At 72.3% G+C, this 14,086-nt stretch carries 15 protein-coding genes; 5 read left to right on the forward strand and 10 right to left on the reverse strand.

Annotated features, from left to right (window positions below; genetic code table 11):
- Positions 1–103 precede the first annotated feature (103 nt).
- Positions 104–733, reverse strand: a complete 630-nt coding sequence (locus tag C0010_RS06705; RefSeq protein ID WP_105566279.1) for a histidine phosphatase family protein — start codon at positions 731–733, stop codon at positions 104–106.
- Positions 734–857: 124 nt separating this feature from the next.
- Here C0010_RS06705 and C0010_RS06710 point away from each other — a divergent pair, with 124 nt between their 5' ends.
- Complete coding sequence (locus C0010_RS06710; protein ID WP_105566280.1) at positions 858–1,226, forward strand: DUF3054 domain-containing protein; 369 nt, start codon at positions 858–860, stop codon at positions 1,224–1,226.
- 82 nt (positions 1,227–1,308) lie between these two features.
- The gene (locus C0010_RS06715) at positions 1,309–1,779 is read left to right on the forward strand and encodes an acyl-CoA thioesterase (RefSeq protein WP_105566281.1); all 471 of its coding nucleotides are present in this window, start codon (positions 1,309–1,311) and stop codon (positions 1,777–1,779) included.
- Between the two features lie 54 nt (positions 1,780–1,833).
- Here C0010_RS06715 and C0010_RS06720 read toward each other — a convergent pair whose 3' ends face one another.
- The 4 genes from C0010_RS06720 to C0010_RS06735 form a co-directional block, all read right to left on the reverse strand.
- Entirely contained in the window at positions 1,834–3,048 is a 1,215-nt protein-coding gene (locus C0010_RS06720) for a DUF4097 family beta strand repeat-containing protein (protein ID WP_105566282.1), read from the reverse strand.
- Positions 3,045–3,758: a response regulator gene (locus C0010_RS06725; protein WP_105566283.1), complete on the reverse strand. Its 714-nt coding sequence runs from the start codon at positions 3,756–3,758 to the stop codon at positions 3,045–3,047. The genes C0010_RS06720 and C0010_RS06725 overlap by 4 nt, the downstream gene beginning before the upstream one ends.
- Positions 3,746–5,086: a sensor histidine kinase gene (locus tag C0010_RS06730; RefSeq protein WP_105566284.1), complete on the reverse strand. Its 1,341-nt coding sequence runs from the start codon at positions 5,084–5,086 to the stop codon at positions 3,746–3,748. Before C0010_RS06730 ends, C0010_RS06725 begins: the two co-directional genes overlap by 13 nt.
- 80 nt (positions 5,087–5,166) lie before the next feature.
- A complete protein-coding gene (locus C0010_RS06735) occupies positions 5,167–6,111 on the reverse strand; it encodes a DUF368 domain-containing protein (RefSeq protein ID WP_105566285.1) in 945 nt (314 codons plus the stop codon).
- A gap of 151 nt (positions 6,112–6,262) precedes the next feature.
- Between C0010_RS06735 and aspS the strand changes: the two genes are divergently transcribed.
- Positions 6,263–8,029 carry an aspartate--tRNA ligase gene (aspS, locus tag C0010_RS06740; RefSeq protein ID WP_105566286.1) on the forward strand — a complete coding sequence of 589 codons (1,767 nt, stop codon included), beginning with the start codon at positions 6,263–6,265 and terminating at the stop codon, positions 8,027–8,029.
- 93 nt (positions 8,030–8,122) lie between these two features.
- On the opposite strand, the gene C0010_RS06745 is transcribed toward aspS, so the two are convergent.
- The 5 genes from C0010_RS06745 to C0010_RS06765 form a co-directional block, all read right to left on the reverse strand.
- Entirely contained in the window at positions 8,123–9,502 is a 1,380-nt protein-coding gene (locus C0010_RS06745; protein WP_105566405.1) for an MFS transporter, read from the reverse strand.
- Between the two features lie 537 nt (positions 9,503–10,039).
- Positions 10,040–10,336 (reverse strand): Dabb family protein, encoded by a 297-nt coding sequence (locus C0010_RS06750; RefSeq protein ID WP_105566287.1) that lies wholly within the window; start codon positions 10,334–10,336, stop codon positions 10,040–10,042.
- Positions 10,337–10,462: 126 nt separating this feature from the next.
- Complete coding sequence (locus tag C0010_RS06755) at positions 10,463–10,726, reverse strand: glutaredoxin family protein (protein ID WP_105566288.1); 264 nt, start codon at positions 10,724–10,726, stop codon at positions 10,463–10,465.
- Complete coding sequence (locus C0010_RS06760; protein WP_105566289.1) at positions 10,723–11,013, reverse strand: rhodanese-like domain-containing protein; 291 nt, start codon at positions 11,011–11,013, stop codon at positions 10,723–10,725. The genes C0010_RS06755 and C0010_RS06760 overlap by 4 nt, the downstream gene beginning before the upstream one ends.
- A gap of 186 nt (positions 11,014–11,199) precedes the next feature.
- On the reverse strand, positions 11,200–11,691 hold the full coding sequence (locus C0010_RS06765) for a hypothetical protein (RefSeq protein ID WP_105566290.1): 492 nt from the start codon (positions 11,689–11,691) through the stop codon (positions 11,200–11,202).
- Positions 11,692–12,068: 377 nt separating this feature from the next.
- On the opposite strand from C0010_RS06765, the gene C0010_RS06770 reads away from it, so the two are divergent.
- Both C0010_RS06770 and C0010_RS06775 read left to right on the forward strand, forming a co-directional pair.
- Entirely contained in the window at positions 12,069–12,890 is an 822-nt protein-coding gene (locus C0010_RS06770; protein WP_105566291.1) for a response regulator transcription factor, read from the forward strand.
- Positions 12,891–12,895: 5 nt separating this feature from the next.
- Positions 12,896–14,029 (forward strand): sensor histidine kinase, encoded by a 1,134-nt coding sequence (locus C0010_RS06775; RefSeq protein ID WP_232531794.1) that lies wholly within the window; start codon positions 12,896–12,898, stop codon positions 14,027–14,029.
- Positions 14,030–14,086 lie beyond the last annotated feature (57 nt).

Here is a 14,086-nt window from a genome sequence, read left to right on the forward strand (position 1 = left end):
ATCCGGCCCCCGCGCCCCGAGGAACCGTGTCCACGCCCCGACCGACCGAGAATCGACTGCGTTGTGCGCCCGAGACGGTCGTGCCGACATTCTCGGACGGGCGCTACACGGCGCCGACGTCGACGGCGCCCGAGGTCGACGCGGGTTCGGCGTAGCCGACCTCGCGCCACGCGCCGTTCCTGCGCTCGAAGCTCGTGACGCTCGAGAGCGCGCAGCGGCGGGTGCGCGGGTCGTGCGGGAGTTCCTCGCCGGCGACGGCGAGATGGGTGATCCAGATCGGCGCCTGGTGCGAGACGATCACGGCGTCTCCGTCGGGGGCCGCCTCCCACAGCTCGTCCATCGCCGCGCGCATGCGAGCGGCGATGTCGCGGTACGGCTCGCCCCAGCTCGGCACGGAGGGCCGGATGAGCTTGGGCCAGTTGAGCGGGTTGAGCACGGCCTTCCTCATCACCTTGCCTGCGAACTTGTTCCACGGCTCGATGACGCGCTCGTCGGGCGCCGCCTCGAGGTCGAAGGCGCGCTCGAACGGCTCCGCCGATTCGGCGGTGCGCTGCAGCGGCGAGCGCACGAGCGCCGTGACGGGCCTGCCGAGGCCGGCGACGTGCGTCGCCGCCGCGGCCGCCATCCGGCGCCCGTCGGCGCTCAGCCCGTAACCGGGGATGCGCTCGTAGAGCACGCGGTTCGGGTTGTCGACCTCGCCGTGCCGCACCAGATGCAGTCGCTTCGCCGTCACCCGGCCAGTCTAGGGGCCTCGGGTCCGTCTCCACCTGACGCGCTCCGGGGCCCGCGAACCGCAGGACGCGTCAGGCGGACGGCGCTCCGCCGACGCCCAGTGCGAGCGGCATACGCTGGGGCGCATGAAGTGGCTCGCCTTCGTCATCGACGCCGTGCTCGTCGTCGCGTTCGCCGCGATCGGGATGGTGCAGCACCACGGCGGGTTCGACGCCGCGGGGCTCGCCGTGGTCGCGTGGCCGTTCCTCGTCGCGCTCGTCGCCGGCTGGGCGGTCTCGCTCGCGTGGAGGGCACCGTGGGGCCCCGTACGCGTCGGCCTGCCGGTGTGGGCAGTGACGGTCGTCGGCGGCCTGCTGCTGCGCGCCGCGACGGGCGGCGGCACCGCGACCGCCTTCGTCATCGTCACCGCCGTGACGCTCCTCGTCCTCCTCGTCGGCTGGCGCCTCATCGCCCTGCCGATCCGCGCTGCCCGCCGCTCGCGCACCGCCGCGTAGCGGCGATCCCGCATCGGGCGCGGGCGGCCGATCATCCGGTCGCCGATTCGCGCCGCGGACCGGCGCGCGGGAACATGGGTCCATGCGCGTGCACATCCCCGTGGAACGGCGGTGGGGCGACCAGGACGCCCTCGGCCACATCAACAACGTCAGCCTGCTGAAGATCCTCGAGGAGGCGCGGCTGCGCGCGTTCTGGCGCGACGGCGACGTCGCCCCGACTCCCGTCGCAGTGTTCGACGACGACACCGTCTCGGGTTCCGGCGCGGCGCAGACACTGATCGCCCGCCAGGAGATCGAGTACGTCCTGCCGGTTCCGTACGGCCGGAAGCCTCTCGACGTGCAGCTCTGGATCGGCCGCCTCGGCGGCTCGAGCGTCGAGATCTGCTACGAGGTGATGAGCCCCACCGGCGAGGAGCAGACCTGCTACGCGCGCGCCACGACGGTCGTCGTGCTCGCCGATGCCGCGACAGGCCGCCCCGTACGCCTGCCCGCGCACGTGCGCGACGCGTGGCAGCCGTACGTCGGCGAGCCCATCGAGTACCGCCGGCGCTGAGCGCGCCGAACGCCGCGCCGGAGCGCGGCGTTCGGCCGATCCGTCCGTCGGGACTCAGCCCGCGCGGAGGTCGATCCCGCCCGCCGAGACATCCGCCTCGACCACGCGCGGCGCATCGAAGGACGTCTGCAGGTTGTTGGTGTCGATGCCGCCGGCCGACACGCTCTCGCGCACGTCGTACTCGACATCCGGGAGCGTGATGTCGGCACTGCCCGCGCTGACCTCGATGCCGACGCGGGACGGGGCCTCCCCCGAGAGCGAGGCCATCAGGTCGCCCGCCGACACCTGCGCGTCGAACTCGCGCACATCAGCGAGCTCGACGATCGCCTCGCCCGCGCTCACCTCGCCGTCGACGCTCGTCGCGCTGCCCTCGATCTCGACGCTGCCCGCGCCGAGGTCGAAGCTTACGTCGCCGAAATCGCCCTCGGCGTTGACGGAGCCCGCCCCGGTCTCGATGTCCAGGTCGGCTCCCTCGAGGCTCTCCGGGAGCGTGAGCGTGGCGCGGTGCTCCTGGTCCCAGTCGCCGAACCAGGTGAAGTCCCCGAAGCCGAAGCCGTCGCCCTCGCGGCGCACCTCGAGGGTGGCGCCCTCGCGCTCGAGCCGCCACTCGCGCGTTCCCGACCATTCGAGCTCCGCCTCGTCGACGTCGCCGAAGACGATGCGCATGTCGCCGAAGCCGTGGTCGACGTCGACGGCCGTGATCCCATCGACGGCGTGCGCGAGGGTTCCGCTGTCGACACCGTTGGCCTGGTTCGCGGCCGCGACCGAGTCGCGCACGGCGCCGAACGCCGCGCCCGCGCCCGCGAACAGCAGCACCACCGCGCCGATCGCCGTCGCCGTGATCGCCACGGCCCGCGTCCCGATGCGGGCCGTCTCGCTCTGCGGTGGCACCGGTCCCCCGGCGGCCGGCGGCGTCGGGCCGCCCGCCGGGGGGACGCCGCCGCCCGAGGCCGCCCCTGGATGCGCGGCTCCGGTCGCGTACGGCGATCCGTACGCGGGAGGCGCGCCCTGCGGCTCGCCCCACGGCGAGGGCCCAGGGCCGCCCTGTGCCGCGGCGCCTTCGGCCGGGGAGCCGTTCACGGCGACGCGCGGCGTCTCGCCCGTCGGCGCGACCGCGCGGCCATCGCCCGTGGATCCGGCCGCCGGCACCTGGTTCCCGCTCGGCGCATCCGGAGCCGAGTTCGCGCCCGCGGCATCCGGCGCCCGATTCTCGGTCAGGGCGTCCGGGGTCTCGTTGCCGCCCGCGGGCGGCGGTGTGAGGTTCGTCATCGGTTCTGTCCCGTCTCGTTCGCGCCGGGGCGCGGGGTCTGCGGCGTGACGGGGGTCGGTTCCCCCGTCGCTTCGATGTGGGCGAGCACCGCCAGCACGCGGCGGTTGCCCTGGGCATGGTGGTCGAGGTCGAGCTTCGCGAAGATCGACGTGATGTGCTTCTCGACGGCGCCGGGGCTGATGAAGAGCAGCTTCGAGATCGCCGCGTTGTTCTTGCCCTCGGCGATCAGCGAGAGCACGGTGCGCTCGCGCTCCGTAAGGCGCTGCATCTTCTCGTCGCGGGAGCGGCGCGTCAGCAGCTGTGCCACGACCTCGGGGTCGAGCACGGTGCCGCCCTCTGCGATGCGGTCGACCTGCTCGAGGAAGTCGGCCACGTCGGTGACGCGGTCCTTCAGCAGGTAGCCGACCGCGCCGCCCTGTTGGGCGATGAGCTCGCTCGCGTACCGCTCCTCGACGTACTGGGAGAACACGAGCACGGCGAGCGAGGCGTCGCGGCGGCGGAGGTCGAGCGCGGCCCGGATGCCCTCGTCGCGGAACGTCGGGGGCAGGCGCACGTCGAGGATGCACAGGTCGGGCGAGGTGCGCTCGACCGCCTCGACCACGTCGGTCGCGTCGGGAAGCGCAGCGACCACGTCGTGGCCGGCGTCGGCGAGCAGCCTGGTGAGGCCCTCGCGCAGGAGCACGGAGTCTTCGACGATCAGAATGCGCACGGCACGCTCACTTCCAGCGAGGTCGGTCCCCCGTGGGGGCTGTCGAGGCGGGCGTCGCCGCCCAGCGCCGTGATGCGGGTCCGGATGCCGTCGAGGCCGCCGCCGGGGACGATGCGGGCGCCGCCCATGCCGTTGTCCTCGATGCGGGCCCACAGCACGCCGGCATCCGGTCGCGACCTGACGGTCACGCGGCACTCGGTGGCGCGGGAGTGCTTCGCGGCGTTGGTGAGGCTCTCTGCGATCGCGAAGTACGCCGCCGCCTGCTCGTCGCGACCTGGGTTCCCCTCGATGCGCACGTCGAGGCTCACGGGGATGTGCGAGCGGCCGGCGAGCGCCGACAGCGCGGCGTCGAGGCCGCGGTCGTCGAGCACCGAGGCGTGGATGCCTCGGGCTAACTGGCGCAGCTCCGTGATCGCCGCCTTCGTCGAGGTGTGCGCCTCGGCCACGAGATCCTTCGCCTGATCGGGGTCGGAATCGATCTTGGTCTGGGCGAGGCCGAGCGTCATGCCGACCGACACGAGCCGCGGCTGGACGCCGTCGTGCAGGTCGCGCTCGATGCGGGTGCGCTCGAGGTCGCCGGCCCGGATGGCGTCGGCACGCTGGCTCGCGGCGCTGTAGGCCTGTGCGGTCGCCTGCTCGGCGCGCTGCGCGGCCTCTCGGGCCTGCGCGGCCAGCTGCGCTTCGCGCATCGGTGCGACGATGACGCGCGACATCGCTCCGTGCAGCATCGCGACGCCGTAGAGGGCGGCGAGCGCGATGACCGCGATGATGGCGGCGGCGAGCGGGCCGGCCGGCGCCTCGAAGGTGTAGCCGAAGACGCGCACGGCGCCGCCCCACAAGGGCGCGAACGCCGCCGTGACGGCCCAGACGAAGAGCGTGAAGAACGTCCACACGACGTAGCCGAGCACCGTCGCGATCGCGAGGTGCGCGATCGCGCGCCAGGTGCCGCCGTCGATGAACTGCAGCCACACGGTGTGCAGGAAGCCCTTGAAGCCCGGCTTCTGCGAGCGCCGCGGCAGCAGCGTCGGCAGCCCGAAGCGGTACAGCCCCTCGACGCGCGCGGTCTCGAGGAACGCGGCGCCGTACAGGAGGTAGACGAACCCGAGCAGCAGCGGCAGGCCGACCGCGATGAGAGCCAGGCCGAGGCCCGTGCCCAGCAGCGTGCCGAGCGTGATGAACACGGCGAGGCCGTATCCGGCCAGCAGCGCCAGGTGGCAGATCACCTGGAGCGCCGTCAGCGGGCCCGCGATCGAACGGGCCCGCGCGGCCGTCGGCGGCGCCGTCTCGGTCGGATGGAGGTGCGCCGAGGGCGCGGTGGTCGATGTCATACCTCCAAGGTATGGACCCGAGTCGCTCGGCACAGCGGGGACCGCCGGTGAGATTCGAGGGGGGATATCCCCCGGCGGCGTCAGCGCGCCCTGCGCTCCATCGCCGCTTCGACCGCGACGAGCGTCAGGACGACCACGGCACCGAGCACGGCGAACAGGATCGGCCCCGCCGGATCGGTCGGCGCCAGCAGCGTCCCGTGGCCGTCCTCCCCGCCCTGGCCGCCCTGCCACGGCCAGAGCGCGCGCAGCGAACCGAGCATGAGCCCGAGCATCACGAGGAGCGTCGTGCGCCTGGCCCGCGCGAGCAGCACCGTGATCCCCTTGACGATCGTGACGAGGCCCACGAGCGCCCCCACGGCGAACACCCCGATGTAGGCCCAGTCGCGCTCGTCGACGGCGGTGAGTGTCGGGCCGTACAGCCCGATCGCGAGGAGGAAGAACGACCCCGAGACGCCCGGCACCACGAGGGCGCACACCGCCACGGCCGCCGCGAGCATGACGAACCACCAGGCGGGGTCCTCCGCCTCGGTGTTCGAGGCCAGCCCGACCAGCAGGAATGCGGCGACGCCGGCGATCAGCACCGCGAGCGCGTCGACGAGCCAGTGCGCCTTCCCCGTACCCTCGGGCAGCATCCGGATGGGCACGATCAGGCTCGCCGCGACGAGGCCGAAGAAGAGCCCGCGGGCGTTCTCGGGATTCGCTTCGACGAGCGCCGACACGGTTCCGGCGCCGAACAGCACGGCGACCGCCATGCCGACGAGCAGCGGGGCCGCGAGCCACCAATCGACCGAGCGGATGTTCTCGCGGAAGCCCGCGGCCCTGTTCGGGCCGGTCACGAGCACGCGGAGCGCGCGGCCCAGCATCAGCGCCGCCGTCATCGCCCGCTCGTACACGCCCGTCACGAGAGCGATGGTGCCGCCGGAGACGCCGGGGACGAGCTCGGCGAGGCCGATGAGGAAGCCCCGCAGCAGCGTGAGCGGCGCCTGCCTCGGCCCCGAGCGGCGTGCGGTGGTGTGCGACGTCATGTGATCGGCCCTCTCTCGGCGTCGTGCAGCTGTGGGGAGACTACAGACCCCGCCGGGGAGAGCGCCCAGCGAGCCCCCTCCGGAGCTGATCTGCGCGCCGGGCGCTCGCCAGTAGACTGGGCGGACCGCACTTCGACCAGGAGGAACACCCGTGCTCCGCACTCACGACGCAGGCTCGCTCCGCGCCTCGCACATCGGTCAGACCGTCACCCTCGCGGGGTGGGTCGATCGCCGGCGCGACCACGGGGGCGTCGCCTTCATCGACCTGCGCGACGCCTCCGGCATCGCCCAGGTGGTCATCCGGGACGAAGAGATCGCCCACCCGCTGCGCAGCGAGTTCGTGCTGAAGGTCACGGGCGAGGTCTCCGGCCGCCCCGACGGCAACGCGAACGCCAACCTCCCCACGGGCGACATCGAGGTCATCGCGACCGAGGTCGAGGTGCTGAACGAGTCGGCCGCGCTGCCGTTCCAGGTGTCGACGGCGCTCGACGGCCAGGAGTCGGTCGGCGAGGAGGTGCGCCTCAAGCACCGCTACCTCGACCTGCGCCGCCCCGGCCCCGCCGCCGCCATGCGGCTGCGCTCGAAGGCGAGCCAGGCGGCCCGCCGCGTGCTCGACGCGCAGGACTTCGTCGAGGTCGAGACGCCGACCCTGACGCGCTCGACGCCCGAGGGCGCCCGCGACTTCCTGGTGCCCGCGCGCCTGAACCCCGGCAGCTGGTACGCCCTGCCGCAGTCGCCGCAGCTGTTCAAGCAGCTGCTGATGGTGGCCGGCATGGAGCGCTACTACCAGCTCGCCCGCAGCTACCGCGATGAGGACTTCCGCGCCGACCGCCAGCCCGAGTTCACGCAGCTCGACATCGAGATGAGCTTCGTCGACCAAGAGGACGTCATCGCCCTCGGCGAGAAGCTCGTCAGCGAGCTGTGGAAGCTGATCGACGTCGAGATCCCGACGCCGATCGAACGCATCACATTCCACGACGCCATGCGCCTGTACGGCTCGGACAAGCCGGATCTCCGCTTCGGCAACGCCATCGTCGAGCTCGCCGAGTATTTCAAGGACACGACCTTCCGGGTGTTCCAGCAGGAGTACGTGGGCTCGGTCGTGATGCGCGGCGGCGCGTCGCTGCCCCGCCGCCAGTTCGACGCCTGGCAGGACTGGGCGAAGTCGCGCGGCGCCAAGGGCCTCGCCTACGTCACCTTCGCCGAGGACGGCACGCTGGGCGGCCCCGTCGCCAAGAACCTCTCGGACGCCGAGCGCGACGGCCTGGCACAGGTCACCGGCGCGGAGCCGGGCGACGCCGTGTTCTTCGCGGCCGGCAGGACCGGCGAGGCGCGCGCCCTCCTCGGCGCCGCCCGCGTCGAGATCGCGCACCGGACGGGCCAGATCGACGAGAACGCCTGGGCATTCGTGTGGGTCGTCGACGCGCCCCTGTTCAAGCCGACAGGCGAGGACGACGACGTCGACCTCGGCCATTCGGCGTGGACTGCCGTGCACCACGCCTTCACGTCGCCGAAACCCGAGTACCTCGACTCGTTCCACGAAGACCCGGGGAACGCCCTCGCCTACGCGTACGACATCGTCTGCAACGGAAACGAGATCGGCGGCGGCTCGATCCGCATCCACCGCCGCGACGTGCAAGAGCGCGTCTTCGACGTCATGGGCATCGGCGAGGCCGAGGCGCAGGAGAAGTTCGGCTTCCTCCTCGACGCCTTCGCCTTCGGCGCGCCGCCGCACGGCGGCATCGCCTTCGGCTGGGACCGCGTGGTCTCGCTGCTGGCGGGCGTCGACTCGATCCGCGAGGTGATCGCGTTCCCGAAGACCGGCAACGGCTTCGACCCCCTCACCGCGGCCCCGGCCCCGATCACGGCCGAGCAGCGCGCCGAGGCCGGCGTCGACGCGGAGCCCGAAGAGGCGTAAGCATCCGAGGCCCCTGCTCATCGCCGCATCGGTGATCGGCGGGGGCCTCGCCGTGCCCGCGCCGAGCCGGGCGATGTCAGCCCGTCCGCACGCTCAGCCGACGCCTCGGTGGTCGGCGTCACCCTCCGCATTCGGCCCAACGGCATCAGAGTCAGAAGCGGCGGCCTCGTCCGCCGCCGCGACCTCTGCGTACTGGGCCGAGAGCATCCGGTACGACTTCGTCAGGAACGCGGCGAGCGCGATGAGCACCGCGACGATGCCGGCGAAGAGGAACACGAGCGCGATGCCGCGAACCTCGCCCTCGCCGAGCAGCCAGCCCCAGCGCGCCTGCCCCGCCTCGCCGCGCATGTACGGGATGACCCAGAACTCCGCGATCGGGGCGATCAGGAAGGCCGTCACGGGGGCGGCCGCCGCCTCGAACGTCATGGCGAAGCCGAACACGCGGCCCTGCTGGCGGAACGGCACGACCCGCTGGATGACCGTCTGCTCGGCGGCCTCGACGACCGGCATCGTCACCATGAACAGGAAGATGCCGATGCCGTAGAGCCACCACCATTCGCGCAGCGCGAAGCCCGCGCCGAGCACGCCGACGACGCCGGCGAAGACCAGCATGGTCCGGATGGGGTTGCGGCCGAGGCCGAACTTGGCGATCAGGCCGCCGCCGACGAGGAAGCCGCACGTCGCGACGGCGAGCGCGATGCCCCAGGTCTCCGCGCCCCCGAACACCTCGAGCCCGTACGGGTCCATGAGCGCCATGTAGACGCCGCCGACGAGATTGTTCAGCGTCGTGAACAGCACCAGCGCGACGAGACCCGGTGCGGCGCGCACCGCCTGCCACCCGCCCTTGATGTCGACCCAGTGGGTGCCGCCCTCGCCCTTGGCCAGGACTGGCTCCGGGATGCGCACGAACAGCAGGTGCACGAGCGACAGCCCGATGAACACCACGGCGATCAGGATCGTCGGCCCCATGCCGAGGATGCCGACCGAGAGGCCGCTGAACGCGCTCGTGACGATGAAGGCGAGCCCCTGCACCGTGCCGACGAGGCCGTTCGCATTGGCGCGGCGCGGGCCGGGCACGAGGAGCGAGACGGTCGTCGACAGCGCGATGTTGCGCAGCTGCTCCACCACGGCGCCGGCCAGCATCACGGTGGCGAACAGCCAGAACAGCGGGCTCGTCGCGATCGGCAGCGAGACGGCGGGCAGCGTGAGGAACATCACGCCCGTGATCGCGAAGGCGACGAAGGTTCCCGCCGTGGCCCACACCATCACGGCGTGCTTCCGGAAGCGGTCGACGAGCGTGCCGAAGAACATGCTGAAGATCGCCACCAGCAGCATGTACGCGCCGCCGATCACGCCGGTCGCGAGCACCGATTTCGTCTCGAGGTACACCCAGAACGTCAGAGCGAACCAGAGGTAGCTCGTCGTGACGTTCGCGAACGCCGTGTTGACGAGCACCTGCGCGAACGTGCGCATGCCGCCCGGCGGGGGTTCGGGGTCGGACGAGTGGTCGGCGGCGCCGGATTCGGCGCCCTGGCTCGTCGCGGCATCCGGATCGGACACGGCGGCGGGCGCGTCACTCGGTTCGGGAGCGGCACCGGGCACGCGCACGGGCGCCGGGCCGCGCGGGAGCTCCGGGCCGGGCGCGAAGTCGCGGTTCTCCGAGGAATCGCTCGCCGGGCCCTCCGGCGGCCCACCGGGCGCGTGGTCGTTCATACTGCTCACACTAGGGCCGCGGCGCACCCGCCGGAACGCCCCCGAGCACTTCCCCAGCTTCGCGGTCGTGCGTGCGCCCTGCGGCGTCGGGCGTCACCGATCTGCGCCGTTGTCGACCTCCGGGCTCCCACACGTCGACAACGGCACGAATGAGCCGCGCCGCGCGTCCCTCACGCCCCTCCGCCCGGCGCTGCGCGCCGAACGGAGCCTCCGGCGTGAGGTGCCCTGGCGGAGGATGGAGCGGGCCTCCGGCCAGCGACTGACGACAACCCCGCGATCGGCGCGCTCGGGGCCGCGTCAGAACTCGTAGTCGACGACGGCGCGGGATCCGCGGAAGGTCCCGATGAAGCCCGCCGCCTCGACGTGAGCCGGGTGGGAGCCGTAGACCCTCACGGCCTCGAGGTCGTCCATGACCGCGATGATCGCGAAGTCGAAGTTGTCGCCGCCGAGCTCATCCGTGTGCACCTCGATCGACTTCAGCCCCGGCACCTGGCCGACGAGCGGCGCGAGCCTCCTGGCGGCTTCTGCGATCAGCGCGTTCTTCTCCGCCTTCTTCTCCTCGATGACGGTGAATAGTGCGACGTGGCGGATCATGAGTGCCCTCCGGATGGCTCGGTGCCGCCGGACGACTGCCTCGGCGTGCCCTCATCGTACGGGCTGGGCCGCGGCGCGCCGGATGCGCGGGCGCGTGCCGCGCGACCCGGATGTGCGCCGCGCGCGTCAGGCCGCCGCGGCGGTCAGCGCCGCGCGGAGGCGGTCCTGCGAGACCCGCCAGTGGCCGTGCAGCTCCCCGTCGATCAGCACGACGGGGATCTTCTCCCACCACTCGGCGTGCAGCGCTGCGTCGTCGGAGATCGACTTCTCGGTCACCGTGATGCGGTCGGCCTCCGCATCCGGGAGTTCGGCGATCGTGTGATTGATGACCTCGCGCGCGACGTCGCAGAGGTGGCAGTCGGGCTTGGTGATCAGTGTGACGTCCGTCATCTCTCCACCTCGTACCCCGCCTCGATCCACGCGGCCGTGCCGCCGACGACGTTCGTGGCCTCGTAGCCGTGCGGCTCGAGCGCCTGCGCGACCTGGGCCGAGCGGCCGCCGACGTGGCAGATCACGTCGAACTCCGGGGGCAGCTCGCTGAGGCGCTCGCCGAGCTGCGACATCGGGATGTTGATCGCGCCCGGCACACGGCCGGCGGCGAACTCGCCCTCCTCGCGCACGTCGATGAGGGGCGTGTTCTCGCGCGTCTTCAGTTCCGCGACCGTGATCTCGAGCATGCCACCATTGTCCCACCGACCGCGGGTGCCCGGGCTGAAGGCACTGGCGCGCATACAGCACGCCACGTGCCGCGGCGTTCTCCCCGAGCCCCTGCAGAATCCGGCCGATTCTGCAGGGGCTCGGGGATCGTGCCGCGGCTTGGAGCCGGTCGGTCGCCGAGCGATGCGTGGATCGCTGGCGCGGCGCTACATCAGCTCCGCGACGGCATAGACCTCGCCGTCCTCCGGCGAGAAGACGACGGCGTGCGTGTACGAGGCCGTGTCGCCCATCGCGTCGAAGGTCTGCTCGGCGTCGTCCGCCAGCTTGCCCAGGTCGAGGCCCGCCTCGGCCGCCATCGCATCGTCCCCCTCGGCGAGGTACAGGTGCAGCCCCATGCCGTCGGCCGAGAACTCGGTCAGCTCCACGGTGCCGTCGGCGACCGTCACGGATCCGGCGACCATCTTGTCGCCCGCGAGTGCGCCGCTGCGCGCCTCACCCATCGATTCCTCGGACATCTCGTCCGACTCCATCGACTCGTCCGCCATGTCCTCCGAATCCATCGACTCCTCGTTGTCCATCTGCTCGCTCGACGCGCCGTCCATCTGCTCGTCGTCTGACGCGGCGTCGGCCCCGCCGCACGCGGCCAGCAGCACGGACAGCCCGATCAGTGCGGACCCCATCAGGATCTTCTTGCGCATCCGGATCACTTCCTCTCGTCCAGCCGCACGGTGCGGCCTGCCGTCCCAGACAAGCAAGCGCTGACACCGCGCCTGCCAGTTCTTTCAGAACCGTGAGATTCGCGGCGCAGCCCTGCGCGCTCGTGTCGGCCCGGCGGTCGCGCCTTCCTCCCTGCCGTGCCCGGCCACTTCCCCGGGTTCGTGCCGTCGTCGAGGTTCTGCGCCGACGAACGTCGACAACGGCGCAGATTCGCGGTTCTCACCCAAGGCGATCTACCCCACCACACCGGAAGGCGCCCCGCACCGCCGCACGGCACCGGGACCCCGCTCCATCGCCGAGAGCTTTCGACGCCGTAAGAACTGCCGCTCGCGCGCGCCCGCGGGGCTAGCCTCGGAGGATGCAGAGCGAGCCGCGTGTCATGGTCGTCGAAGACGACGCGACCGTGCGCACGCTCGTCGGCGACTACCTGCGCGCATCCGGGCTCGCGGTCACTCTGCACGCCGATGGCGCCAGCGCGAGCCGGGCGCTTGCGCAGGAGCTGCCGGATGCCCTGGTCGTCGACCGAATGCTCCCCGGCGTGAGCGGCGACGAACTGACCCGTGCGGTGCGGTCACGCTCCGACATTCCCATCCTGATGCTCACCGCGCTCGGATCGGTCGACGACCGGATCGACGGCCTCGAGCACGGCGCCGACGACTACCTGGCGAAGCCGTTCTCGATGCGCGAGCTGCAACTGCGCGTCCAGGCGCTGCTGCGCCGCCGCATCGCCGCCGACCCAGTCGCGGTGATCACGGCGGGCCGCTTCCGCGTCGACCCCGCGCATCGCCGCGTCTGGGTCGCCGGCCGCGAGCTCGCCCTGACCGCCCGCGAGTACGAGCTGTTCCTGTACCTGGCGCGCCACCCGGATCGTCCGCTGACCCGCGACGAGATCCTCCGCGACGTGTGGCAGTGGAGCGCCGGCGATGCCGCCACCGTCACAGTGCACGTGCGCCGCCTGCGCGAGAAGATCGAGCCCGACCCGCGCTTCCCCGTGTACCTGCGCACCGAGTGGGGCAAGGGGTACCGTTTCACGCCGTTCGGCGACGAGGGTCAGGATGACGCGACCGCTGGCGAGCACACGACCGACGACGCACGACCGACCGCGGATGGCGCGCCCCGCCGCCATCCGCCCGCGGCGTCCAGGGGTGCCGACGACGCCCCGAAACGGGCTGGGCGATAATGCCTGTGGACGAGATCATGCTCACCCCGGCGGCGCTCCTGCAGATCGCCCTGACGACGCTCGGCTGCACGGCCGTCGCGATGGCGCTCGCCCTCGCCGCGCTGCGCCTGAACCGCCGCGGGTCGATCGCGTCGCAGTTCACGATCGTCGTCGCCGCGGCGATCCTCGCCATCGTCGCGTCGACGGTCGCGATCGTCGCCGAGATGTTCTTCTCCTCGCACGACCTCGCCGTGTTCCTGTGGGTGATCGGCATGTCGTCGATCGTGAGCCTCACCGCCGCGTGGCTCATCGTGCGCCGCACGGCCAGGGCATCCACGGCCGCCCTCGTCGAGAAGGCCCAGCGCGTCGGCGACGGCGCGGTCGTCGACGACGCACGCCCCGGATGGCGCGAGTTCGACGAGGTGTCCGCCCAGCTCGCCGAGACGAGCGAGCGCCTCGCGGCCGCCCGTGACGAGATCGCCGCGCTCGACTCCTCCCGCCGCCAGTTCTTCGCCTGGATCTCGCACGACCTGCGCACGCCGCTGGCCGGCATCCGGGCAATGACCGAGGCGCTCGAGGACGGCATCGCGACCGACCCCGCGGAGGCGACCCGGGTCATCCGGGCCAAGGTCGACACCGTCAGCCGCATGGTCGACGACCTGTTCCAGCTCTCGAAGCTCGAGACCGGCACGCTCGAGCTGCGCCCCGAGGCGGTCGTGCTGCTCGATATCGTCTCGGACGCGGTCGTCGACGTGAGCGCGGAAGCGGCCGAGCGCGGCGTTCGCGTCGTGCAGCGGGGCATCGACGGGCACCTGCTCTGGGCCGACCCCCGGGAGCTGACGCGAGCGATCGGCAACCTGCTCGCCAACGGCGTGCGCCACGCGCCGAGCGGCTCCGAGATCCTCGTCGAGGCGCACACGCGCGACGAGCGCATCGTGGTCAGCGTGCTCGACCACGGCAGCGGCGTGGCGAGCGAGGACCTCGGCCGGATGTTCGACGTCGGGTGGCGCGCCAACGAGGCCCGATCGACCGAATCGGCCGGCGCCGGCCTGGGCCTCGCGATCGTGCGCGGCATCGTCGAGGCGCACGGCGGGGAGGTCGGCGCCGAGAACGTTCCGGGCGGCTTCCGGATGAGCCTCACGCTCCCGGCGGGGGCGTAGCGCCACTCGCCGCGTCGCGTCCCCGCGTCGGGCCGGCGGACCCGGCTCATGTGCGCA

This window comes from Microbacterium halophytorum, from assembly GCF_002970975.1.
GTDB classification, from domain to species: Bacteria; Actinomycetota; Actinomycetes; order Actinomycetales; family Microbacteriaceae; genus Microbacterium; species Microbacterium halophytorum.